We start from the raw sequence: 22,913 nt of genomic DNA, 5'->3' as shown, positions 1-22,913 counted from the left end.
GCTCCAGTGGTGTCTTGGCAGACTTTTAGTTAATAAGAATTATTATTAGACGCGCCGCGTAAGCAAAACCGGATCAAAAGCTCCAAAAAACCAGCTAAAGGGAAACAGGCAATAGCGACGGCGAAGACGTGGTGCGTCGGTACTGTTCTTCGCTGCTGTTAAATACGAGCCAGGTACGCAGCAATTTAGCCCACCCATGAAAAAGCCCCTGGAACACCAGTTCCCAGGGGCTTTACTGACGCGCCTGCGTGCCGGTGCCGATCAGGCCACGGCGTCGGCCTCGACCCGTACCCTTCCGGCTTCCATTCTGACCAGTTGATCGGCGGCATCGAAATAGCGGTCATCGTGGGAGATCACGATGATGGTCTTGCCCAGGCGCTTGAGGTCGGGCAGCAGCTCAGTGTAGAAGATCCGTCGGAACGTCGGGTCCTGGTCCGCGGCCCATTCATCGAACACCAGTACCGGGCGTTCTTCCAGCCAGGCGTTGACCAGGGCCAGGCGTTTGCGCTGCCCGGTCGACAGGTCGGTGGTAGTGAAATTGCCGTCCTTGACCCTGACTTTGTGGGCGATCTCCAGGCGCTCCAGGTATTTATTGGCGTCCTCGGGGATTTGCTGGTCGCCCTGCACCACATCATCGAACAAGTAGTAATCGGCAAACACCGTGGTGAACAGCTGGCGATATTCATCGCGATTGGTCGGATCGATGGGCTGCCCGTTCAGCAGTATTTCGCCCTGTTGCGGCGCGTAAAGCCCCAGCAGCAACTTGATCAGCGTGGTTTTGCCACAGCCGTTTTCGCCGACGATAAACACGATATCGCCCTGGCGAATACTCAGGTTGACCGGGCCGAGGGTAAACGGCGCGTTGCCGTCCACGGCCGGGAAGGTGTAGCTGACATTGTTCAATTGCAGGCTGTGCACCGGGCAGGCTTGCTCGCCTTGAGCATTGAGCAGCAGGTGCGGCTCGGGCGATGAAAACTGTTCGGACAGTTGGGCGATACGACCAAAGGCGATTTTTGCCCGGCTAACGATTGGCAGCGTGCCTATCAGGTGTTCCAGCGGGCCTTTCATATACAGCAGCACCAGTACGAAACCGCTCATCACGGTTTTGTCCGCGCTGGGCCACAGTGTTTGCAGCGCGAGTGCCATGCCGATGACCACGAAAAACAGCATCGAGCCGAAGGTCTTGGCGATCACAAAGGTGTTGATCGACCGCACCTGGGTCTTGCAGATGAAGTCGGCGGAGGCCTGGATGCCCGACACGAACATGCGTTGGCGGCGCGGGCGGTTGATGCGCAGCTCTTTGGCACCCTCGGCAATGGCGTTGTAGTGTTTTTGCAACTCGTCCTCGGCGTCCCGTGCCGCCATGAACCCCTTGATACCCGCACCCTGGGCCAGGAACTGCACCACCGTGCCGATGATGATCGCCACCACCAGCAGCAGGAACATAGGCCATGAAAGCATGGCCAGGTAGCCCATGCAGCCGAGGGTGACGGTCAGGGAAATGGCCAGGGGGGCGAAGGCGAAGGCGAAGTCGCTGATAGTGTCGACATCGTGGGTCAGCACCGGGATCAACCTGTGGCTGCGATAGCGCTCGATTTGTTCGATCGGTGCCGAGAGGACTTTCTCCCCCAGTTCTTTGCGCAGCTTGGCGATGATGTGCTGGCCTACGTAGTTGGTGCCGATATCCGAGCAGATCGAACTGAACAAGGCCATCAGGCAGAGCCCGCCAAACAGCAGCACCACGGCTTGGGTCAGACCGGTTTCAGCATGCAGCGCGCTGTTGATGGTCGCCAGCAGCGTGGTCACGCTCAGGCCGCCAACCATGCCCAGCAGGATGGACAGGATGACCACCCATCGAAAGGGTTTCAGTAGGGTGAACAATTCATGAATTGCACCGCGCTTGGGCTGGGACATGACGGGTGAGTTCCTTGGGGATCGAGACAGATACCCAGTGAAACGTCTGGCCAGGCGCTAAATTTAGCCGCTCGCCGATGGCCGGCGAGGGATTTTTTCGACCAGGCTCAAACCCCGTCAGAGATCACGCACAACCCTGAACCCGATCCAGTCCCCCCGCGTCTGCGGGTAGATCGTGTTGCGGTTGCCCGAGCGTGAAAATACCGGCGCCTCGCCCCAGTCGTTGCCGCGAATCTGATACCCCTCGCAATTGGGTTCCACCCACGCGCTGCCGTCGGTTGGCGCGCCGATGTAGTTGGCGTGCTCACAGTCGGCGACGCGCTCGTAGACGTTGCCATGCATGTCGTACATGCCAAATGCGTTCGGCGGGTAGCTGCCCACCGGTGACGAATAGCTGTAGCCATCCGCAGGGCCATAGGTGTTGGCGTGCTTGGCGATGCTGTAGCCCTTGCCTTCATCGAAAGGGAAGGGGAAGGGGCCGGTCGAGCCGGCGCGTGCGGCGTATTCGCGTTGGGCCTCGCTGACCATGTGGTACGACTGCCCGGTTTTTTTCGACAGCCAGGCTACGTAGTTTTTTATGTCGTCCATGTCCATGCACACCGCCGGCTGGCGTGGGCCTTGCGGGTAGCGCGGCTTGCTGGCGATGCATTCGCGACCGGGCCGGGTGTCGCCGTCAGCGATTTTTACGCCGGTCTGGCGCACATAGCTGTCCCACTCCGCGGCGGTGACGTGGAAGCGGCTCATGGCGAACGGCTTGGCGAAGGTCACCTCATGCATCGGGCCTTCATCCGGTTCGCGGCCGACTTCGTCTTCCGGGGTGCCCATGGTGAAGGTGCCTGCGGGCAGCACCACCATTTCCGGGCAGTCCTTGCAGTCCTTGAACACTTTGCCCGGTTGTGGCGCGGCGGCCTGGGCCAGGCTGGGCAGCAGGGCGCCGCACAAGGCGGTCAGCGCCAGGGCGGTCAAGGGTTTGAGTCGGGCTGGGATCATCTGAGCCTCTCGTTCAAAGGGAAAGTGGGTGTCATGCGCGCTGGCGTAGCAGGCTCATGAAACGCTGGATTTCATCGGTGTTGTTCAGCAGGCCGGGGGCGGTGCGGATCACCGGGCCGACATCGCGTTCCACCGCATCGATCACCACGCGGTTTTTCATCATGTGGGCCACGACTGCGTCGCTGTCCCGGCCCTTGACCCGGAAGAAGGTGAAACCGGCGGACAGTTCGGGGCTGCGCGGCGTCACCAGTTCGACCTGTGGCTGTGCCAGCAATTGATCTTTGAGTTCGGTATTCAGCGCATGGATGCGTGCCTGCACCTGTGCCTTGCCCAATTGCAAATGCAGCTTGAAGGCCTCGTCGGCTGCCCAGCGATGCTCGAATGCGTGGTAGCCGCCGGGCGTCATGGTGGTGGCAAAGTCCTGGTCTTCGGAGAACGTGGCCACCATCGGTGTGACGTACTTGTTTTCGGCTTCGCGGGCACAGACCAGGCCGGTACCCCGCGGGCCGAACATCCACTTATGGGTGCCTGCGATGAAAAAGTCGCAGTGCATATCGGGGAAGTCGAGGTTTTCCACGCCAAAGCCGTGCACGCCGTCGACCACATACAGGATGCGATCCTGCTCGTCGCGGTGGCGGTTGTGTTCGTGCACCAGCTTGCCGATTTCGCCGATGGGCAGTTTCACACTGCTGCCGGACTGCACCCAGGTCATGCCCAATACGCGGGTATTGGGGCGAATGGCGCGCTGGATGTTGCCCAGCACTTCATCGGTGGACACCTGGTTGGCGCTGTTGAACAGCGCTATCCGGCGCACCTGAGTGCCTTGCTTGAGCGCGCGAAAGTCCAGCACGCTCTGGGTGGCGTAATGCTCGTGTACGGTGGTGAGTATCTCCTGCTCCGGCCGCAGCTTGATCCCGCCATAGATCATCGCCAACCCTTCGGATGTGCTGCCGGTAAGGGCGATCTGCGCGGGCGTGGCCTTGAGGTAGCGACCGGCCCACTCACGCACCTGGCCTTCGCGTTTCCAGGTTTCCTGCAGGTCCCAGTCCATCGCCAGCCCAGGGTTGCGATCGATCTGCGCGCGGTAGCGTTCGATGGCATCGCGCACCGGCTTGGGGTGCGAGGCCAGCAGAAAGTTGGAGAAGTGCAGGTAGCTCGGGTCCTGGTTGAACAGCTGCTTGAACCCCGTCCATGGGTCTTGCGGCGTGGCGGCCTGGGCAGGAGGCAAGAGGGCGGTGCCCAGCGGCAGGCTGGCGGCGATGACGCCGGCCTGCTTGAGAAACGTACGGCGGTTAGTCATGGGCTTACTTCGCGCAGGGTTAACGATTGGCCAATGGCTTGGCGGCTTTTTGTACCTGGTCCCACACCCGCAGGAAGTTGCCTCCCCACAATTTGGCGATATCAGCCTCGGAGTAGCCACGCTGGATCAGTTCGGCGGTGACGTTGCGGATTTCGCCGACATTGTTCCAACCGTCGATGCCGCCGCCGTCGTTGAAGTCCGAAGACAGGCCGACATGGTCGATACCGATTTTGCGCACGGTGTAATCGATCGCGTCGCCGAGGTCCTTGAGGGTGGCTTTGGGTTCTTCATCGAGGATGGCGTACAGCGCGCTGGCGTACTCACCGAACTTGTGTTCGGGCCAGGCCGCAATGATCGCGTCGCCCGGCATAAGGGCCATGGCCAGGTTGGGCAGCGGCGGCAAGTCGAAGCGGGCACGCAGGGCGTTGAGCTTGTCCTGGGTCGGCTGGCTCAGCGGGCGCAGGTAGGCGGAGAAGGCCACGATCTGCACCACGCCGCCGCTGTGCTTGATCAACTGCAACTCCTTGTCGCTGAGGTTGCGCGGGATATCCACCGCCGCCCGTGGCGCCGAGTGGGACGCCACCATTGGCGTGCGGCTCAGCTGTGCCACTTGCTCCAGGGCCTTGGTCGACATCTGCGACACATCGATGATCACGCCCAGGTCGTTGAGGCGCTGCACCGCTTGCTTGCCGATGTCCGACAGCCCGTCGAGCGCGTCCACCGAGTCGTTGAAAAACGGCAGCGGGCGCGACGAGTCCGACCAGGCGTTATTGCCCACATAACTGAAGCCGAACATGCGCATGCCGCGCGCGGCCCACAGGTCCAGCTGGTTCAGGTCGTTGCCCAGGGGGTAGGCATTGAGCATGCTGATGAAAATCGCAAATTTGCCTTCGCCGTGCAGGCGCCGAAAATCATCCGGGGTATAGGCGATGGCGACCTGATTGGGGAAGTCGCGCACCAGGCCGCTGATGATCTTGTAGCGCACGTCCTGTTCGTGGCGCGCCGCTTCGACAAACCCTTCGGTGGGCTTGTGCGGTGCGTTGGCGCCGTTCCAGATTTCCGGCCAGCCGAAGATCGTCAGGGCGGCACCGGACAAGCGGCCGCGACTGGCCTTGGCCAGGTCGAACTGGCCGCTGCCGTCCTTGTCCGCCTCGTTGCCGGCGGTGCCGAAATCCACCGGCACGGTGATATGGCTGTCGAACGACAGCAGGCGGTCCTGCAGCTCATTGGCCTGCTTGATCACCTCCAGCGGGTAGCCGGCGTTGCCCTTGAACCAGTGATCCCAGACCAGGTAACCGGCCCCGATGGCCAGTGCCAGCGGCAAGCCGATATACAGCGCCTTTTTCGAACGTGGTTTTGTCATTGCCATCTCAGTCAGTTGAGGCCTTCGCTATCAGGGAAGAACGAGTGCTGGGCGCTTAAATTTAGGCGCCGGCCGGTGGGCGGTAAATTTCCCCGGCCTGCAAACGTTCTAGCTCTGATAAAACCGTTTCCTAAGGTAGACAATGACCATCTCTCGACGTGGGTTCATCGCAGGCCTGGCGCTGACCGGCGCGGCCGTGCCGGCAGCCTTCTATGCCCATCGCGAGTTGACGCGTGCGGAAGAGTTTCCGATCACCCCCGGCGAAGCCACGGTAGACCTGGCCGACACCGCCGGCCAGCAGTTGGCGAACAGCTTGCGTGGGGTCTGGAGCCTGCGCCTGGAAGGTCGTGATGCGGGCCTCAAAGGCTTGCCGTTGCAAGGCCTGGAGCTGATGCTCGACATCGCCCCCCGTGGCCGTGGCCTGCGCGGCTACCTGGATACCGCCGCCCACCTGCGTGCCGACGGCGAACCGCGCTACCGCGTGCTGGGTGACGTGCTGACGGGCGAGGGTGCCTTGCTCTATTGGCGCCTGATCGATCGCGATGCGGCCGATGGCGCGCCCGCCTATGAGTTCAAGATGACCCTCGACGAGGTCTGGGCCGACTTCGGCAATGCCGGCAGCGGCACGCTCAGCGGCCAGATCCTGGACCTGAATCGCGCCCTGGCCCTGACGGAGCGGGACAACCGTTTTATCGCCCACAAGCAGGTGTTTCCCGAAGCCCGCGAGCGTATCGGCCTGAACCCGACCCTGCTGGCCTGGCTGATCGCCCCCGAGCACCGGCTGTTCCACCAACTGTGGCACGCCACTCGCGACCAGTGGCACAAGCTCTCCGAAGACAAGCGCGACGCCCTGCGAGGCATTGGCTGGCAACCCGGCCCCCGGGGCAAGGAACGCGACGCACGGGGCAAACACAAGGACCGTAACGGTTCGGGCATCGACTTTTTTTTCATGCATCGGCATATGCTCGGCACGGCGCGCGCCCTGCAGGATTTGCCGTCGTGGCCGGCGTTTCCCGAGCCGCAGCCGGCGCTGGAGCGCGACCGCCTGGGTTTCGTGCGTTATTTCGACAACCACGACGGCTTCGCGCTGCCGCCCACCTGGTCGGCGCCGGACGACAGCGAATACACCCAATGGGTCAGCGACATAAAGGCGGCCGAGACCTACCACAGCAACTTCCAGGTCTGGGAATCCCAGTACCGCGACCCACGCTACCTGGCCAGATTCACCCTGGGGCAACTCGGTTCCGAAATGGAGCTGGGCCTGCACGACTGGCTGCACATGCGCTGGGCCTCGGTGCCCCGCGACCCTTCCAACGGCGCGCCCGTGCCTTTTGCCCGCGACCCTGCGGACTTCGCCGCGCGTTGGTATGCGGCGGAAAACGACTTCCTCGGCGACCCGTTCTCCTCCCACGTCAACCCGGTGTTCTGGCACTTCCACGGCTGGATCGACGACCGTATCGAAGACTGGTATCGCGCCCACGAGCGCTTCCACCCAGGCGAGGTCAACCGCCTGGAGGTCAACGGCGTGGCCTGGTTCGCGCCGGGGCGCTGGGTCGAAGTCGGCGACCCGTGGCTGGGGCCCGACACCCATGGCTGCAGTACCACGCCGGGGTTGCAGATTGGGCGCTCGATGGAGATGGACCCGGAAACCATGAAGCTCGCGCTGCGCATTACCTTCGGCGCCGATGAAGACGCGCTCAAGGGCTTGTTCAAGCGGGTGCCGCAGCGCCCCTGGTACGCGCGGCATTTGAAGGTGAAGGCGACCTGAGGCCTTTTGGGTTACGGCGTCGCCGCACAAGCGCGGGTGCACGTGGCCAGGGCTTGCTGCACGTCCGCCAGCAGGTCGGCGACGTCTTCCAGCCCGACCGATAAGCGCACCAACCCCTCGCTGATACCGTGGTGCGCGCGTTCCTGCGGGGTGTAGGTGGAGTGGGTCATGCTCGCCGGGTGCTGGGCCAGGGATTCGGCATCGCCCAGGCTGACCGCGCGTGTGAACACCTTGAGGGCATTCATGAAGCGTCGGCCGGTGTCGATCCCGCCCTTGAGCTCGAAGGCGATCATGCCGCCGGCCTGGCTCATCTGCCGCGCCGCCAGTTCGTACTGCGCGAAAGAGCGCAGGCCGGGGTAGGTGACCCACGCCACGGCCGGGTGCGCCTGCAAGGCCTCGGCCACTGCCTGGGCATTGCTGCAATGGCGGTCCATGCGCAGGGCCAGGGTTTTCAGACCGCGCATCAACAGGGCCGCGTCCTGGGGCGACATCACCGCGCCGGTCAGGTCCTTGAGCCCTTGCAGGCGAATACGCTGGGCCAGGGCCTGGCAACTGACGGCGATACCGGCAGTGATATCGCCATGGCCACTGAGGTACTTGGTGGCCGAGTGCACCACCACATCGGCGCCCAGTTCCAGGGGGCGTTGCAAGTAGGGCGTGCAATAGGTGTTGTCGATCACCACGGTCACATTCGGCTGTTGGTGGGCGAGGGCGGCTACTGCGGCGATATCCACCAGTTGCAGGGTGGGGTTGGCCGGGGTCTCGCAGTAGACCATGCGCGTGGCGGGGCTCAGCGCCGCTTGCAGGGCGGCCAGGTCGGTGAGGTCGACATGGCGCACCTTGATGCCGAATTCGCCGATGCCATGGTGCAGCAGGGCAAAGGTGCAGCCGTAGAGCGTCTGGCTGACGATCACCTCGTCGCCCGGGCGCAGCAGGGTCCAGAACGTGGCCGCAATCGCCCCCATGCCGGAACTGAACGACACCGCCGCCTCACCGTTTTCCAGGCTGGCCATGCGCGCTTCCAGCAGCGCCAGGGTCGGATTGGAAATGCGCGTATAGAAGTGGCCGCAGGCTTCACCGGCAAAACAGGCCGCGCCATATTCGGCGGTGGGAAAGGCAAATGTGGCCGACAGGTAAATCGGCGGCACGAGCGCGCCATGGTGGTCCTTGGGGTCGTAGCCGTGGTGGATGGCGCGGGTGGAAAAGCCGAATGCAGGGTGTTTATTGTTCATGTCGGGCGCTCCTTATTTCCTACGATGCTATGCTCATAACGGCAGATGAACATTGCAAAATTTGCCGAAAAATCCCGTGTCCTGGGACGAAAATCCTCAAAAAACCATGAATAGAGGCAAATCATGCCCGTCACTCTGGACCGTACCGACAAAGCCTTGTTGAACGCCCTGCAAGGCAATGCCCGTTTAACCGTGGCCGAGCTGGCCGAGCGCGTCTCCCTGACCACCTCCCCCTGCTGGCGCCGGGTGCGCAACCTGGAAGACAGCGGGGTGATCAGCGGCTACCAGGCGATCCTCTCGCCCAAGGCGCTGGGTTATGGGGTGACGGCGTTTGTGAGCATCATGATGGAGAGCCATACCCAGGAAATCGCCCGAGCGTTCGAGCAGCGGTTGTTGGAAATCCCGGAGATAGTGGCGTGCCATAACGTGTCGGGGCGCTATGACTTTTTGCTGGAAGTGGTGGCCACGGACCTCGAATCGTTTGGTGAGTTTGCGCGGGAGGTGTTGCAGACGTTGCCTTGCGTTAAGGAGATCTATTCGAGTTTTTCTTATAAGTCGGTGCGGGCGTTGCGGGTGATTCCGTTGCCGGGGTAGCCGTGGTTTCACTCCAAACAGCACGTACATCCAATTTTCCCCAGCCCCAACCCCGGCAAACTCCCCTCATCGCTGAAACATCAAGGCAGAGGGGCACCCCATGGACCCAGCAGCAAAAACAGGGCCTGACGAAGTCGTCACCCTGGTGGTCAAACACCTGATCAAACAAGGCCAGGAAGCCAACTACGAAGCCTGGCTACGCCGCATCGTGCGTATCGCCGGCGAGCGTCCCGGCCACCTCGGCGTGGATGTGGTACGCAGCCGGCAGAACGGCCTGACGCTGTTCACCTGCGTATTGCGCTACCGCTCCACCCATGACCTGCAAACCTGGCTCGACTCCGCCGAACGTAACACCCTGATCGCCGAAGCCTCGCCCATGCTGGCCGACGGCGACAACACCGAAATCGGCGCGGCCAATGAGTTCTGGTTCTCGCCCCTGGCCGACAGTGCGGCCAAGCCGCCGCGTTGGAAGCAGGCGGTGGTCAGCCTGTGTGTGATTCTGCCGCAAACCCTGCTGCTGCCCTTTATCTGGGGCCCGATCCTGCGGTTGCACCCGTTCCTGTCCAACTACGTGGTCTCGACCTTCCTGGTCACCCTGACCATCGTCCTGCTGGTGGTCTACCTGCTGATGCCGGCCGCCACCCGCCTGTTCGCTCCCTGGCTCGAAGCCTCTGTAAAGGAAACCCTATGAACGCCGATCTGATTCTGTTCAATGGCCAATTCCACACCGTGGACCGTGAAAACCCGCGCGCGACGGCCGTCGCCATCCGCCAGGGCCGCTTCGTTGCGGTCGGTACCGACGGTGAAGCCATGGCCCTGAAGGGGAGCGGCACCCAGGTGATCGACCTCAAGGGTCGCACCGTCATCCCGGGGCTCAATGACTCCCACCTGCACCTCATCCGTGGCGGCTTGAACTACAACCTCGAACTGCGCTGGGAAGGCGTGCCATCCCTGGCCGATGCCTTGCGCATGCTCAAGGACCAGGCCGACCGCACCCCCACGCCACAATGGGTGCGCGTGGTCGGCGGCTGGAACGAATTCCAGTTCGCCGAAAAGCGCATGCCCACCCTGGAGGAACTCAACCAGGCCGCCCCGGACACCCCGGTGTTCGTATTGCACCTGTACGACCGTGCCTTGCTCAACCGTGCCGCCCTGCGTGTGGCCGGCTACACCAAGGACACGCCGAACCCGCCGGGCGGCGAGATCGTGCGCGACAGCAATGGCAACCCCACCGGCATGCTGGTGGCGCGGCCCAACGCGATGATTCTGTATTCGACCCTGGCCAAGGGCCCGAAACTGCCGCTGGAATATCAGGTCAACTCGACCCGACAGTTCATGCGCGAACTCAATCGCCTGGGCCTCACCAGCGCTATCGACGCCGGCGGTGGTTTCCAGAACTACCCCGATGACTACGCGGTGATCGAGCAACTGGCCAAGGACAAACAGCTGACGGTGCGCATCGCCTACAACCTGTTCACTCAAAAGCCCAAGGAAGAACTCAGCGACTTCAAGAACTGGACCGGCAGCGTCACCCTGCACCAGGGCGACGACTACCTGCGTCACAACGGCGCGGGCGAGATGCTGGTGTTTTCGGCGGCGGACTTTGAAGACTTCCTCGAACCGCGCCCGGACCTGCCATTGACCATGGAGCAGGAACTGGAGCCGGTGGTGCGCCACTTGGTGGAGCAACGTTGGCCGTTCCGTCTGCATGCCACGTACGACGAATCCATCTCGCGCATGCTCGACGTGTTCGAGAAGGTCAACCGCGACATCCCGTTCAATGGCCTGCCGTGGTTCTTCGACCACGCCGAAACCATCACGCCGCAAAACATCGAGCGCGTACGTGCCCTGGGCGGCGGTATTGCGATCCAGGACCGCATGGCGTTCCAGGGCGAATATTTTGTGGAGCGCTACGGCGCCAAGGCCGCCGAGGCCACGCCGCCGATCAAGCGCATGCTCGCCGAGGGTGTGCCGGTAGGCGCGGGCACCGACGCCACGCGAGTGTCGAGCTACAACCCATGGACCTCGCTGTACTGGATGGTCAGCGGGCGCACCGTCGGTGGCCTGGAACTGCACGCCGAAGGCCTGCCGCGCCTCACCGCGCTGGAGCTGTTCACCCACGGCAGCGCCTGGTTCTCGTCCGAGCAGGGCAAGAAAGGCCAGATCAAGGTCGGCCAATTGGCGGACGTTGCGGCGCTGTCGGCGGATTTTTTCAGCGTCGATGAAGAAGCCATCAAGTGGATTGAATCGGTACTGACCGTGGTCGGCGGCAACGTGGTGTACGGCGCCGGCGACTTCGAAGATTACGCACCGCCGCGCGTGCCGGTGCTGCCCGACTGGTCGCCGGTGGCCAAGGTGCCGGGCCACTGGCGCCCCAGTTCACCTTTGCAAGCTCAAGTACACCAATGCAGTGGCCCCTGCGGCGTGCATGCCCACGGCCATGAAAAAGCCCGCCTTTCCAGTGTGCCGGTCAGCGACTTCCAGGGCTTCTGGGGTGCGTTTGGCTGCTCATGCTTTGCGTTCTGACTATTAAAAACCCACGAAGGAGTTAACCCATGACTTACAAGCGCTTGAACAAAGACGATGCCGTCGTACTGTTGGTCGATCACCAGACTGGCCTGATCTCCCTGGTACAGGATTTCTCCCCCAACGAATTCAAGAACAACGTGTTGGCCCTGGCCGACGTGGCCAAGTTCTTCAAATTGCCGACCATCCTCACCACCAGCTTTGAGAGCGGCCCCAACGGCCCGTTGGTTCCCGAGTTGAAAGAGCTGTTCCCGGACGCGCCGTACATTGCCCGTCCTGGCCAGATTAATGCTTGGGACAACGAAGATTTCGTCAAGGCGGTAAAAGCCACCGGCCGCAAGCAGATCATCATCGCCGGTGTAGTGACCGACGTATGCGTAGCGTTCCCAACCCTGTGCGCCCTCGCCGAAGGCTTTGAAGTGTTCGTGGTCACCGACGCTTCCGGCACTTTCAACGAAACCGTGCAACAAGCCGCCTGGGCGCGCATGACCGCTGCCGGTGCGCAACTGGTCAACTGGTTCGCCGTGGCCTGCGAGCTGCAAGTTGACTGGCGCAACGACATGGAAGGCCTGGCCAACCTGCTGTCGCCGCGCATCCCCAACTACCGCAACCTGATGAACAGCTACTCGGCGTTGACTGCCAAGTAATTCGGTCTCAGAGCTGTAGGCAGTCCCTTGTGGGAGGGGCGGTGCGACGATTCGACTTGCTCCCGATAGCGGTGTATCAGTCATTGATGCTGAGACTGACCCACCGCTATCGGGAGCAAGCTCCCTCCCACATTTGATTTGTGGTGTTGCGACTATCCAGTTATAAATCCAATAAATGTCCACCGAGAAGCGACAATGAACCCCTTCGAAGACATGCGTCTGTTCTGCCAGGTCATGGAGTCCGGCAGTTTCACCGCTGCCGCCGAGCAACTGGGCCTGTCCAAGCAGTTCGTCAGTCGCCGCCTGATCCAGCTGGAAGACCGCCTCGGCGTACGTCTGCTCAACCGCTCCACACGTCGCCTGGATATCACGCCGCTGGGGCAGAGTTACTACGAGTCGGCCTTGCGCCTGCTCGGTGAAGTCGAACAGGTGGAGCAGGGTATCGCCGGCCAGAACAGCGAACCGCGCGGCACCATTCGGCTGAGCGCACCGTTGTCGTTCGCCATGGCGCACCTGGGCTGCCTGTTGCCGTTGTTCCTGCAGCGCCACCCGCAAGTGTCGGTGGAAGTCGACCTCAGCGACCGCCCGGTGGACCTGATCGGCGAGGGTTACGACCTGGTGCTGCGTATCGGCATCCTGGAAGATTCCACCCTGATTGCCCGCCGTATTGCCAGTATCGAACGCGTCTACTGCGCCAGCCCCGGGTACCTGGCGCTGCGTGGCACGCCGCAAAAACCTGAAGACCTCGCCGAGCATGACTGCCTGCCCTATGGTCATGGCCGCCAGGTGCAGTGGCGCTTCAAAGGCAAGCTGCAGGCGCTGAATGTCAGCGGTCGCATGCGCGTGAACAACGGCGATCTGCTGCGTGACACCGCCATTGCCGGCTTAGGTGTCACGTACTTGCCCACCTTTATCGTCGGCGATGCGTTGAAGGACGGTCGCCTGGTCACGATTCTCGAAGATTTTGCGCCTGAGGCCCTGACCTTGTCGGCGGTGTATCCCCAGCACCGGCAGAGTTCGCGACCGGTACAGGCGCTGGTGGCGTTTCTGCGCGAGCGCCTGGCTAGCGGCTGTTGAGCGGCGCAGTGACGAGGTTCTCCAGGGCCTGGCCACGGAGGTAGCGGTGCAGGTTGGCCAAAAACGTATCCGCGATCTCCTGCCGGCTGTTGGTTGAAATCGCCGATGTGTGTGGCGACACACGCACCCGTGGGTGGCTGTACAGCGGGTGCCCGTCCGGCAAGGGTTCCGGCTCGGTCACGTCCAGTGAGGCGAGGCCGATCCGGCCGTTGTCCAGTGCTTCGAGCAGCGCCTCCTGATCCAGCAGCCCGCCGCGCGCGATGTTGATCAGGTGCAGCCCTGGCTTGGCGCCGGCCAATACGTCGCGGTCGACGATGTTGCGGGTGGCCTCGTTCAACGGCGCCGCCAGCACCAGGTGGTCGGCGCGGGCGAACAGATCGTGGATGTCTCTGGCGGCTTCCACGCCTGGCGCAAAAGGCGCCTGGCTGTGCCGCAGCGCTATCACCTTGATGCCCAATGCCTGGGCCTTGTGCGCCAGGCGCTCACCGATCGCGCCAAAACCGAAGAGGCCCAACGTGGTGCCCTTGAGGGGGCGCAATGGGGTGAAATTCCAGTGTGAGTCTTTCACCCAAATGTCCGGCAGATGCTTGGATGCGGCAAAAATCGCCGCCAGGGCGAATTCGGCCAGGTTGTCGGCGGCGCTGCCGCGCGAGGTGGTGACCGGCGGGCCGTTGAACAGCCATTGCGGATAGAAGTCGATGCCCGATGAAACCAGATGCACCCATTGCGCACCGTAGGGCCAGCCCGGTGGTGGGGTGTTTGGGGCGGTGTAGCCGCGCACGTTGGTCGGGCGCAGCAGCAGGATATTCGCGTGGGGCGGCAGGTCGCTCGGTACCCCGATGGGCACGCCGATTACCTGGGCCTGGGGATGCAGCGACGCCAGGCGTTCGCGGATCACCTGGTTGAAGTCCTCGTCCAGTTGGCTGGCGATAATCACCTGACTCATGCGCGTACCTTCTGGCGTTGGGCGAACACGGCTTTGCCGACGCCTTGCAGCACGGCGTCGTTCTGTGGGGTATGCACGCGGCTGCACAGTACGTCGCGGTAGTGCCGCTGCAACGGGCTGTGGCGCGACAGGCCGGGGTTGCCCGAGGCCTCGATGGCCAGCTCCACCGCGCGAATGGCGTTATGGGTCACCAGGTACTTCAACTGCGCCGCATGGGCCGCCGGGGTATGGCCTTCGGCGGCGGCGTCGAGCAGGCTGCGGTTGGCAAACAGCAGGGTGTCGATATGCCCAACGGTTTCCTGGAAGCGCGGCAGGGTCGACAGCGCGGCACCCAGGTTGGACGGCTGGCGCTCTTCCAGCCAGTTCACCAGCCAGTCGCGCGCGGCCTGGGCCACGGCGTCATACACCGAGGACAGCAACACCGACATCCACAGCAAGCCTTCGGCATCCAGCTCGGGTTGCGGCGCGCTCCAGGGGCTGACGCTGACCGCGTGATCCAGCGGCACCAGCACGTTGTCGAGCACCACGTCATGGCTGCAGGTGGCGCGCATGCCCAGGTGGTCCCAGGTGTCGATGATGCGGATGCCGGGGCTGTCCTTGGGCACCAGCCAGGTGCCCACCAGCGGGTCGGCGTCGTCGCTGCGCGCCCAGACGCTGAACCAGCTGAGGCCATGGCTGCCGGTGGAGTAGATCTTGCGCCCGCTGATCCGCCAGCCCTCGGCCGTGCGCACGGCGGTGGTTGCCGGCAGGCCGCCACGGGCCGGGGTGCCGAGGTCGGGCTCGACGCGCAACGCGTTGATCAGCGCGCCGTTGCGTACCGCTTGCGTCGCCACTTGGGTACGCAGGTGCGCAGGCCAGCTCTTGCTGTCTTGCAGGCGCGTGTGTTGCAGGTATTGCATCACCAGGATCAACGCCGTGGACGGCTCGCCCTTGGCAATTGCGCTGATCGCCCTGCGTGCCTGGGGCAGGCTGGCCCCACTGCCGCCCAAGGCCTTGGGCACCGTCAGGGCGAGCAGGCCGTGCTCGTGCAACCGTTTGAAATTGGCATGGGGGAAGGCGCCGCTTTCATCGTACTGCGGCGCGGTGTCGGCCAGCTCAAGGGTGAGACGTTCGAGCAGGGCGTCGAAGTGCGCGACTTCCACGGAGCGTAAGGACGGTTGGGTCATAACAAGTACTCGGTCAAAAAAAGGGCAGGGGCATTGTTCAAGCCAATGCCGTTTGCGGGGCGTGGACGACGCTGTAGCGATTGGCCGGCACTGCCAGGCCGAGGTTGTCGCGCAGGGTCTGGCCGCTGTATTCGCTGCGGAACAGGCCACGCTGTTGCAACACCGGCACCACCCATTCGGTGAAGTACTGCAAACCGTCCGGCAGCACCGAATTGATGATGAAACCATCGCTGGCGCCGGCCTCGAACCACGCCTGGATCGCATCGGCGACCTGCTCCGGGGTGCCGACAAAATCGCGCTTGGGCCGCGAGAAACGCAAGGCCACTTCGCGCAGGGTCAGGCCTTCGTCGCGCGCCAGTTGCTTGATGCGATCGGAGCCGCCTTTCTGGCTGTTGGAGCCCAGGTCACCGAGTTCCGGGAAGGGTTCGTCCAAGGGGTATTGGCTGAAGTCGTGGTCGTTGAACGGGCGGCCGAGGGCGACGATGGCGTCTTCCACGGTGACCAGGTCCACGGCTTGCTGATAGCGGCTTTCCACTTCAGCGGCGTCGCGGCCGACAATCGGGCGAATGCCGGGCAGAATCGACAGGCTGTTCACGTCGCGGCCAAAGCCTTTGGCGCGGCGCTTGAGGTCCTGCGTGTAGGCCAGGCCTTCCTCGATGCTCTCCACATGCACAAAGATCGCGTCGGCGTTTTCGGCGGCGAAGTTGCGCCCGTCCTCCGAGGTGCCGGCCTGGAAAATGGCCGGCTGGCCCTGGCGCGAACGGGCGATATTCAACGGCCCTTTAACCGAGAAAAACTCGCCCTTATGGTTCAACGCATGCAGCTTGTGCGGGGTGAAAAATTCGCCGCTGTGCTTGTTATAGGTGAAGGCGTCGTCTTCCCAGGAGTCCCACAGGCCCTTGACCACATTCAGGTGTTCCTTGGCGATGCGATAGCGCACGGCATGGGGTGGGTGTTGGGCTTTACCGAAGTTATCGGCGGTGCCGCTGAGCCAGGAGGTCACCACGTTCCAACCGGCGCGGCCGCCGCTGATATGGTCCAGGGAGGCAAACTGGCGCGCCACTTGGTAGGGCTCGGTGTAGCTGACGGTCACGGTGGCGACCAGGCCGATATTCGTCGTCAGCGCGGCCAATGCCGACAGAATGGTCAGCGGCTCGAAACGGTTGAGGTAATGCGGGCTGGATTTGGCATGGATATGCAGGCTGTCGGCGATGAACACAAAGTCGAATTTGGCGGCTTCGGCCAACTCGGTCTGCTGCTTGTAGAACGCAAAATGGGTGCTGGCATTTGGTTGCGCCTGCGGGTGGCGCCATTCGCCCCAGCCGTGGCCGACGCCATGCACCATGGCCCCCAGTTTCAAATGCCGTGGTGTGGATGGATGTGACTGGCTCATGTTCTGCTCCTTCAGCGCGAGGCTTGATCGTTGGGGGTACGCGTGGCGTTAAAGCGCTTGTCGAAGCCCTGGGACACGTCGATGTGGCGCGGCAGCAGGCCCTCTTTCTGGTAGGTGTCGGCGGTGGCTTGCAGGCCACGGATCACGCTGTCGTCAATCGCGACCGGAGACAGATGGGTGTCCTTCGCCACTTCGATGTGCACCGCCAACGGCAGGCCGGTGATTTTTGCCTGGGCGGCGGCGTATTCCTCGGGGTGGGTGTTGGCCCAGGCATAGGCGCGATCGACGCGGGCGACGAAGTCCTCCAGTTGCGGGCGCTTGTCGGCGATGGCTTGGCTGGTGGCGGCGAAGTACAGGTGATTGCTCAGCAACTGCTTGCCGCTGACCAGTACCCGCGCATGGCTTTGCGAGGTGACCACGGTGGTGTAGGGGTCCCAGGTGGCCCAGGCATCGGCGGTGCCGTTATCCAGCACCAGGCGGGACTCGGCGGGCAGCAGGAAGATGAATTGCACGTCCTGGCTGGTCAGGCCGGCGTCGGCCAACGCTTTGATCGCCAGGTAATGCCCGATGGAGCCGCGCCCGGTGACGATCTTCTTGCCCTTGAGATCGGCCGCCGTCTTGATCGGCGAGTCCTTGGGCACCACCAGCGCCGTGGTGTTGCGGCCTTCGGCGTGGATGATGCGCACCACCTTGAGCGCGGCACCGGCACCCAGGGCGAACACGTACGGCGCATCGCCCAGGGCACCCACATCCACCGCGCCGGCATTCAGGGCTTCGCCCAGCGGCGAGGCGGAAGGGAATTCCGACCACTGGATGGTGTAGGGCACATTGTTGGTTTCGCCTGAGGCTTCCAGCAGTGCCTTGATCGTGGATTTCTGATTGGCCACCCGCAACGGTTGCAGGTCGGCGGCGTGGGCGGTGGTCGCCAGGCCGACGGCCAGGGCGGCGCTCAATAGCAGGCGTTTGAAGGGCGTGGCGAATGTCATGGGCGATAGGCTCCAGGCAGATATTGAAAGGTGTGGTTACCTCCGCCGGGAAAGGGGTCGGTGCGGCCTGCACCGGTCAGGTGCAGGCGGGAAGACAGGTCAGATCACATAAAAGCCGTGGGTGCCGTCGCGGGCCAACTGGTCGACCAGGCCGAACTCCCAATCCAGGTAGGCCTGCATGGCTTCCTTGGGGTTGTCGGTGCCTTCATAGGGGCGGCGATAGCGGTCGATGCGCGGCGAGGCCAGGTGGGTTTCACCTTCTTGCAGCGGCAGTTGCGCGTTGATCCACGCCGCCGTGCCGCCTTGCAGCAGGAACACTTGTTTGCCGGTGAGGGCCTCGACTTCGGCCACCGCCAGGCGCGCCAGTTGGCTGCTGCCGCAGGTCAATACATAGCGCTCGGTGGCGGGCACCTTGGCCAGGGCCTGGGGCAGTTGCGCGCGCAACACCCACCAGGCACCGGGGATATGGCGCTTGACATAGTTGGCGCTGGCGGTGAAGTCCAGCACCACGGTATCGCCATGGCCCAGCCAGTCGGCGAGGGTGTGCGGGCTGATCAGTTCGGCTTGGGGTGGGACGGGTACCGGGGCGACCCAGGCACCTTTCTCACTGAAGTGCGCGGGTTGCAAATCATCCAGCACGTGTACCGCCCAACCCAACTGCGCGAGCCAGGACGCCGACATGTTGGCGCGCACGCCGTCATCATCGGCCAGCACCAGCCGCGCGCCGCGCACGCTGGCGACGTGGTCGGTTTCCTGCACCAACTGGCCGCCCGGGGTGGAGCGCGCGCCCGGCAGGTGGCCGGCTTCGAATTCTTCCGGGGTGCGCACATCGAACAGGTAGGTGGTGCGGGTCGTTTCCTGCTGCCAGCGTTGCAGATCCGCCAGGGTGGCGCGGCCGACGCCGGCCTTGTCGGCGACGCGGCGCGCATCTTGGGCGGCAATGTGGCGGTGTTCTTCTGCGGTCGGGGCAAAGCGGCGCGCCTGGCCATGGGCAAGTGTCTGCCCGGCCAGGGTCCAGCCGATGGTGCCGTTGCGCAGCGCTGAAACGGGGTTGGCCACGCCGGCATTGATCAGTGATTGAGTGCCGATAATGCTGCGGGTACGCCCGGCGCAGTTGACGATGATGCGGGTGGCCGGGTCGGGCGCGAGTGTCCGGGCGCGCAGCACCAGCTCGGCACCGGGCACGCTGATGCTGGTGGGGATGCTCATGGTCTGGTATTCGTCGAAACGGCGAGCGTCGAGCACCACCACATCGGCCTGGCTGTCGAGCAGGGCCTGTACCTCTTCGGCGGCCAGCGACGGCGTGTGGCGCTCGCTCTCCACCAGTTCGCCAAAGGCCTTGCTGGGCACGTTCACATCGATAAACAGCTCACCGCCGGCGCTGCGCCAACCGTGGAGGCCACCTTCAAGCAGGCTCACCTGGGTGTAGCCCAGTGCAAGCAGGCGCTCGGCGGCGCGGCTGGCCAAGCCTTCGCCGTTGTCGTAGACGGTCACCTGGGTATCGCGCCGTGGAATGCGCGAATACACCTCCAGTTCCAGCTTGGACAAGGGGATGTTTGCCGCGAACAACGGGTGGGCTTGGGCGAAGGGCGCTTCTTCGCGTACATCAATCAGGGCGATTTCCTCACGCGCCAACAGGGCCTGGCGAATCTGCGAGAAGCTGCGGGTCGGTGTGCTCATAGGGCAGGGCTCTTTTCTTTGGACAAATCCCAGATGTTCGGGAGAAAGGCGTTGGAGTAACCGGAAATAAACAGTTTTTCGCTGCCGTCGGGCTGGTACACCGCGCGGCGTACCGCACCGATATTGGCGCCGTACACATGAATGCTGATCGACACTTGGTCACTGTGCGCGTTGCTGACCTGATGGATATCACCGACCTTGGGCGATACGGCTTCCACCTGGCCTGGCACCAGTTCAATCGGCTTGCCTTCGGCGACCAGGCGGCCATCGGGCGCGCGTTCAAAGCCTTGGGACAATTCCGCGCCGCGCAACATGCCGATCAGCCCCCATACCCGATGGTCATGAATCGGCGTGCTTTGCCCAGGCCCCCATACAAAACTGACCACGCTGAAGCGCTGGCGCGAGTCGGCGTGCAGTAAAAACTGCTGGTAGCGCTCGGGATCGGGCTGGGCAAATTCGTCGGGCAGCCAGTCGTCATGGCTGACCAGTTGCGCCAGGAGCTTGCCGCCACGGTGCAGCAGGTCGCCTTCGCGTGGGTTGCCGTCGATCAGTTCCGCCAGGGCGCCTATAAAGGCTCTGAGTCTCTCGGGGTGTCGGGCCTGGGTCATGGCGCTTCCAGTGAGTGGTCGGTGGTGATGGGTTTATCTAAGCATAATGTTTATATTTAATATGCTATTTTTTAATGATTAGCTTATAGCTGAAGGTAATTTAGAACCGGGCAGACTAGGCTTAGACGTTATCGATCACAGGCCGAGCTATCCAGATGCCGTTCGCGCAACTATGCTTCGCACACATCTTAATGACTGTTCTCTATGTGCGGCCCAAATGAAAATTGACGATATCGATGCCTTTGTCGAAGTGATTCGTTGCCAGTCCATCAGCCATGCCGCCGAGTCGTTGCAATTGACCCAGCCGGCCATCACCCGCCGCGTGCAGAACTTCGAGCAGGCGCTGGGGGTGGAGTTGTTCGACCGCAACACCAAACCCTTGAAGCCCACCTTGATCGGCACCCGTGTGTATGAACAATGCCGCTTGATCCTGCGCGAGATGGACGCCCTGCGCGAACTGGTGGCCACCGACGCACCGCCCACCGGCTTGTTGCGCCTGGGCGTGCCGCAGACCATCGGCGATGTGGTGCTGTTGGATGCGCTCAAGCACCTGCGCAGCGAATACCCTGAGCTGCGCGCGCAGGTCGCCACCGGCTGGGGTAGCCAGTTGGTGGGCAAGATCGAGCGCGGCGAGCTGGATGCGGCGGCGGCGTTGTTCCCGGCCGGCAAGATCTTCCCGGACAACATCGTCGGCGAGTCCATCGGCAAGATGGAACTGGTGGTGGTGTGTGCCAAGGCGCAACTGCCGAAAAAACCGTGCAAGCTGGCGGATGTGTACCAGAACGGTTGGGTCCTCAACCCGGACGGCTGTGGGTTCCGTGCCGGTTTGCTGCGCACCTTGTCCGACCAGGGCCTGGCGTTGCGGGTCAACCTGGAAACCTTCGGCACCGAGCTGCAACTGGGCCTGGTCGCCGATGGCCTGGGCCTGGGCCTGGTGCCGCGCCCGTTGCTGGAACGCAGCGCGCACCGCGAACACTTGGCGGTGATGCCGCTCAAGGACTTCAAGCCGGTGATGAACCTGTGGCTGATCTACCCGCATTTTCTGGGCAACCTGCAAGGGCCGGTGGATGCGTTCGGCCAGTGGGTCGCAGCCTCTTTGCAGAAGATCGAGGATGCAGCTTGATATGAAAAAAAATAATAATTAGCTTAGATTAAAATGTGCTTTTTATTATTTTTTGCAAACCCCTAGGCTTGCCTGGAAGACCTTAAGGCCATCCAGGAAGTTTTGCCATGAGCAGCGTCACCTCGATTTCCAACGTTTCCAGCACCGTCCGCCAACGCGTTACGCCAGAGGAGTGGGAGGTGCGCGTCAAACTGGCCGCCGCCTACCGCCTGGCGGCGCTGTACAAGTGGACCGACCACATCTACACGCACTTCTCCGCCCGCGTGCCGGGCCCGCAGGAACATTTCCTGATCAATGCCTTCGGGCTGTTGTTCGATGAAATCAACGCCTCCAACCTGGTCAAGGTCGATCTTGACGGCACCCTCGTCGACGACCCCACCGGCCTGGGCATCAACTACGCCGGCTATGTGATCCACAGCGCCATCCACGGTGCGCGGCCTGATCTGCAAGCGGTGTTGCACACCCATACCCGCGACGGCATTGCGGTGTCGGCGCAAAAGGACGGTTTGCTGCCGATCTCCCAACATTCCATCGCCTTCTCCGGGCGCGTGGCGTACCACGGCTATGAAGGCAGCGCCCTCGACCTGGACGAACGTGAGCGGCTGGTGGCGGATCTGGGCGACAAGAGCGTGATGATCCTGCGTAACCACGGCTTGTTGACGGCGGGTATCAGCGTCGAGCATGCGTTCCAGCAACTGCAAAGTCTGGAGCGCGCATGCAATATCCAGATCGCGGCCCAGGCGGCCGGCAACGCGGAGTTGGTGTTCCCGCCGCAGGCGGTGGTGGCGAAGGTGGAAGAACAGGCCAAGGCCCACAGCAGCGGCGAAGGCCCCGGCGTGGCGCGGCATTGGAATGCACTGATTCGCCAATTGGAACGCACGGATACCGACTACAAGAACTGATCCCGAGCCAAGTGAAGATCGACCTGTGGGAGGGGCGGTGCGACGATTCGACTTGCTCCCGATGGCGGTGGGTCAGTCACTGCATCGGTTGACTGACCCACTGCAATCGGGAGCAAGCCCCCTCCCACTTTTTAGCTGCATTTCAAAGTGAGCGCTTGGGCCGCTGGGGCAGGGGCATAGGGTGCCGAGCGGGTCGATCAGTTGCGGGAATTGATGCATTGAAGGCCATGGCGTGGCAGGCTGGGCAACGTTTTCCCATGACGTTTGGAGATTTACCGTGCCAACAGCATTTGCAGTGATTGAAATCCCGGTATCGGCCGACACGGTCTGGCAATTAGTGGGCGGCTTCAACAGCCTGCCGGACTGGCTACCCTTGATCGCCAAGAGCGAACCTGGCGAAGGCGGCCGCCTGCGTCACCTGACCACCGCTGACGGCGGTACGATCATCGAGCGTTTGCAGACCTTCGATAATGTGGCGCGTACCTACAGCTACACCATTGAAGCGTCGCCATTTCCGGTGAGTGCGTACCTGGCGACGTTGCAGGTCGAGGCGTTGACCGACACGTCGGCGAAGGTGACCTGGTCCGGTGTGTTTACCCCGACGGCGGATATTACGGAGGAGGCGGCGCAAGAGCTGTTTACTGGCGTCTACCAGGGTGGGCTTGAGGCGCTGCGCGCGAACTTCCCGGCCTGACTCG

The 22,913-nt window shown here is 62.9% G+C and carries 20 protein-coding genes; 9 read left to right on the top strand and 11 right to left on the bottom strand.

Annotated elements, in window-relative coordinates; all coding sequences use genetic code 11:
* Positions 1–261: 261 nt before the first annotated feature.
* The 4 genes from AB4N98_RS01330 to pvdM form a co-directional block, all read right to left on the bottom strand.
* The gene (locus AB4N98_RS01330; protein ID WP_065878297.1) at positions 262–1,914 is read right to left on the bottom strand and encodes a cyclic peptide export ABC transporter; all 1,653 of its coding nucleotides are present in this window, start codon (positions 1,912–1,914) and stop codon (positions 262–264) included.
* A 117-nt stretch (positions 1,915–2,031) separates the two neighbouring features.
* A complete protein-coding gene (gene pvdO / locus AB4N98_RS01325) occupies positions 2,032–2,904 on the bottom strand; it encodes a dihydropyoverdine dehydrogenase (RefSeq protein WP_017530296.1) in 873 nt (290 codons plus the stop codon).
* 31 nt (positions 2,905–2,935) lie between these two features.
* Positions 2,936–4,204, bottom strand: a complete 1,269-nt coding sequence (pvdN, locus tag AB4N98_RS01320; protein ID WP_460149176.1) for a pyoverdine-tailoring periplasmic protein PvdN — start codon at positions 4,202–4,204, stop codon at positions 2,936–2,938.
* A gap of 19 nt (positions 4,205–4,223) precedes the next feature.
* On the bottom strand, positions 4,224–5,567 hold the full coding sequence (gene pvdM / locus AB4N98_RS01315; protein ID WP_017530298.1) for a pyoverdine-tailoring dipeptidase-like protein PvdM: 1,344 nt from the start codon (positions 5,565–5,567) through the stop codon (positions 4,224–4,226).
* A gap of 142 nt (positions 5,568–5,709) precedes the next feature.
* On the opposite strand from pvdM, the gene pvdP reads away from it, so the two are divergent.
* Positions 5,710–7,335, top strand: coding sequence for a pyoverdine maturation tyrosinase PvdP (gene pvdP / locus AB4N98_RS01310; RefSeq protein WP_065878299.1), 1,626 nt, complete (start codon positions 5,710–5,712; stop codon positions 7,333–7,335).
* An 11-nt stretch (positions 7,336–7,346) separates the two neighbouring features.
* Here the strand turns inward: pvdP and AB4N98_RS01305 are convergent, their stop codons facing one another.
* On the bottom strand, positions 7,347–8,567 hold the full coding sequence (locus AB4N98_RS01305; RefSeq protein WP_135196525.1) for a methionine gamma-lyase: 1,221 nt from the start codon (positions 8,565–8,567) through the stop codon (positions 7,347–7,349).
* Between the two features lie 123 nt (positions 8,568–8,690).
* On the opposite strand from AB4N98_RS01305, the gene AB4N98_RS01300 reads away from it, so the two are divergent.
* The 5 genes from AB4N98_RS01300 (at position 8,691) to AB4N98_RS01280 (ending at position 13,411) form a co-directional block, all read left to right on the top strand.
* Complete coding sequence (locus AB4N98_RS01300; RefSeq protein WP_017530301.1) at positions 8,691–9,161, top strand: Lrp/AsnC family transcriptional regulator; 471 nt, start codon at positions 8,691–8,693, stop codon at positions 9,159–9,161.
* Between the two features lie 100 nt (positions 9,162–9,261).
* The gene (locus AB4N98_RS01295; RefSeq protein ID WP_065878303.1) at positions 9,262–9,852 is read left to right on the top strand and encodes an antibiotic biosynthesis monooxygenase; all 591 of its coding nucleotides are present in this window, start codon (positions 9,262–9,264) and stop codon (positions 9,850–9,852) included.
* A complete protein-coding gene (locus AB4N98_RS01290; protein WP_116079589.1) occupies positions 9,849–11,687 on the top strand; it encodes an amidohydrolase in 1,839 nt (612 codons plus the stop codon). The genes AB4N98_RS01295 and AB4N98_RS01290 overlap by 4 nt, the downstream gene beginning before the upstream one ends.
* A 29-nt stretch (positions 11,688–11,716) precedes the next feature.
* Positions 11,717–12,334 carry an isochorismate family cysteine hydrolase YcaC gene (gene ycaC / locus AB4N98_RS01285; RefSeq protein ID WP_017530304.1) on the top strand — a complete coding sequence of 206 codons (618 nt, stop codon included), beginning with the start codon at positions 11,717–11,719 and terminating at the stop codon, positions 12,332–12,334.
* A 195-nt stretch (positions 12,335–12,529) separates the two neighbouring features.
* Entirely contained in the window at positions 12,530–13,411 is an 882-nt protein-coding gene (locus tag AB4N98_RS01280; protein ID WP_017530305.1) for a LysR family transcriptional regulator, read from the top strand.
* Here the strand turns inward: AB4N98_RS01280 and AB4N98_RS01275 are convergent.
* From AB4N98_RS01275 to AB4N98_RS01250, 6 genes are all read right to left on the bottom strand, one after another.
* Positions 13,398–14,357, bottom strand: coding sequence for a D-isomer specific 2-hydroxyacid dehydrogenase family protein (locus tag AB4N98_RS01275; protein WP_460149175.1), 960 nt, complete (start codon positions 14,355–14,357; stop codon positions 13,398–13,400). The genes AB4N98_RS01280 and AB4N98_RS01275 overlap by 14 nt on opposite strands.
* Positions 14,354–15,523 carry an acyl-CoA dehydrogenase family protein gene (locus tag AB4N98_RS01270; protein WP_065878309.1) on the bottom strand — a complete coding sequence of 390 codons (1,170 nt, stop codon included), beginning with the start codon at positions 15,521–15,523 and terminating at the stop codon, positions 14,354–14,356. Before AB4N98_RS01270 ends, AB4N98_RS01275 begins: the two co-directional genes overlap by 4 nt.
* A gap of 37 nt (positions 15,524–15,560) precedes the next feature.
* Complete coding sequence (locus tag AB4N98_RS01265; protein ID WP_065878311.1) at positions 15,561–16,916, bottom strand: LLM class flavin-dependent oxidoreductase; 1,356 nt, start codon at positions 16,914–16,916, stop codon at positions 15,561–15,563.
* Between the two features lie 11 nt (positions 16,917–16,927).
* Positions 16,928–17,902: an ABC transporter substrate-binding protein gene (locus tag AB4N98_RS01260; protein WP_460149174.1), complete on the bottom strand. Its 975-nt coding sequence runs from the start codon at positions 17,900–17,902 to the stop codon at positions 16,928–16,930.
* Between the two features lie 99 nt (positions 17,903–18,001).
* Positions 18,002–19,582 (bottom strand): rhodanese-related sulfurtransferase, encoded by a 1,581-nt coding sequence (locus tag AB4N98_RS01255; protein WP_065878313.1) that lies wholly within the window; start codon positions 19,580–19,582, stop codon positions 18,002–18,004.
* Entirely contained in the window at positions 19,579–20,190 is a 612-nt protein-coding gene (locus AB4N98_RS01250) for a cysteine dioxygenase family protein (RefSeq protein ID WP_017530311.1), read from the bottom strand. Before AB4N98_RS01250 ends, AB4N98_RS01255 begins: the two co-directional genes overlap by 4 nt.
* A 217-nt stretch (positions 20,191–20,407) precedes the next feature.
* On the opposite strand from AB4N98_RS01250, the gene AB4N98_RS01245 reads away from it, so the two are divergent.
* The 3 genes from AB4N98_RS01245 (at position 20,408) to AB4N98_RS01235 (ending at position 22,909) form a co-directional block, all read left to right on the top strand.
* Entirely contained in the window at positions 20,408–21,313 is a 906-nt protein-coding gene (locus AB4N98_RS01245; protein ID WP_065878315.1) for a LysR family transcriptional regulator, read from the top strand.
* Positions 21,314–21,420: 107 nt separating this feature from the next.
* Complete coding sequence (locus tag AB4N98_RS01240; RefSeq protein WP_460149173.1) at positions 21,421–22,215, top strand: class II aldolase/adducin family protein; 795 nt, start codon at positions 21,421–21,423, stop codon at positions 22,213–22,215.
* Positions 22,216–22,492: 277 nt separating this feature from the next.
* Positions 22,493–22,909, top strand: a complete 417-nt coding sequence (locus tag AB4N98_RS01235; RefSeq protein ID WP_460149172.1) for an SRPBCC family protein — start codon at positions 22,493–22,495, stop codon at positions 22,907–22,909.
* The last annotated feature ends 4 nt before the right edge of the window (positions 22,910–22,913 follow it).

Source organism: Pseudomonas sp. S3_E10, from assembly GCF_054667615.1.
Note: the sequence above shows the minus strand (reverse complement) of the source record. Positions and strands in the feature narration are given on the sequence as shown.

Coding starts and splice junctions, on each gene's coding strand:
- AB4N98_RS01330 (WP_065878297.1), bottom strand. CDS start 1,914: ATGTCCCAGCCCAAGCGCGGTGCAATTCATGAATTGTTCACCCTACTG.
- pvdO (WP_017530296.1), bottom strand. CDS start 2,904: ATGATCCCAGCCCGACTCAAACCCTTGACCGCCCTGGCGCTGACCGCC.
- pvdN (WP_460149176.1), bottom strand. CDS start 4,204: ATGACTAACCGCCGTACGTTTCTCAAGCAGGCCGGCGTCATCGCCGCC.
- pvdM (WP_017530298.1), bottom strand. CDS start 5,567: ATGACAAAACCACGTTCGAAAAAGGCGCTGTATATCGGCTTGCCGCTG.
- pvdP (WP_065878299.1), top strand. CDS start 5,710: ATGACCATCTCTCGACGTGGGTTCATCGCAGGCCTGGCGCTGACCGGC.
- AB4N98_RS01305 (WP_135196525.1), bottom strand. CDS start 8,567: ATGAACAATAAACACCCTGCATTCGGCTTTTCCACCCGCGCCATCCAC.
- AB4N98_RS01300 (WP_017530301.1), top strand. CDS start 8,691: ATGCCCGTCACTCTGGACCGTACCGACAAAGCCTTGTTGAACGCCCTG.
- AB4N98_RS01295 (WP_065878303.1), top strand. CDS start 9,262: ATGGACCCAGCAGCAAAAACAGGGCCTGACGAAGTCGTCACCCTGGTG.
- AB4N98_RS01290 (WP_116079589.1), top strand. CDS start 9,849: ATGAACGCCGATCTGATTCTGTTCAATGGCCAATTCCACACCGTGGAC.
- ycaC (WP_017530304.1), top strand. CDS start 11,717: ATGACTTACAAGCGCTTGAACAAAGACGATGCCGTCGTACTGTTGGTC.
- AB4N98_RS01280 (WP_017530305.1), top strand. CDS start 12,530: ATGAACCCCTTCGAAGACATGCGTCTGTTCTGCCAGGTCATGGAGTCC.
- AB4N98_RS01275 (WP_460149175.1), bottom strand. CDS start 14,357: ATGAGTCAGGTGATTATCGCCAGCCAACTGGACGAGGACTTCAACCAG.
- AB4N98_RS01270 (WP_065878309.1), bottom strand. CDS start 15,523: ATGACCCAACCGTCCTTACGCTCCGTGGAAGTCGCGCACTTCGACGCC.
- AB4N98_RS01265 (WP_065878311.1), bottom strand. CDS start 16,916: ATGAGCCAGTCACATCCATCCACACCACGGCATTTGAAACTGGGGGCC.
- AB4N98_RS01260 (WP_460149174.1), bottom strand. CDS start 17,902: ATGACATTCGCCACGCCCTTCAAACGCCTGCTATTGAGCGCCGCCCTG.
- AB4N98_RS01255 (WP_065878313.1), bottom strand. CDS start 19,582: ATGAGCACACCGACCCGCAGCTTCTCGCAGATTCGCCAGGCCCTGTTG.
- AB4N98_RS01250 (WP_017530311.1), bottom strand. CDS start 20,190: ATGACCCAGGCCCGACACCCCGAGAGACTCAGAGCCTTTATAGGCGCC.
- AB4N98_RS01245 (WP_065878315.1), top strand. CDS start 20,408: ATGAAAATTGACGATATCGATGCCTTTGTCGAAGTGATTCGTTGCCAG.
- AB4N98_RS01240 (WP_460149173.1), top strand. CDS start 21,421: ATGAGCAGCGTCACCTCGATTTCCAACGTTTCCAGCACCGTCCGCCAA.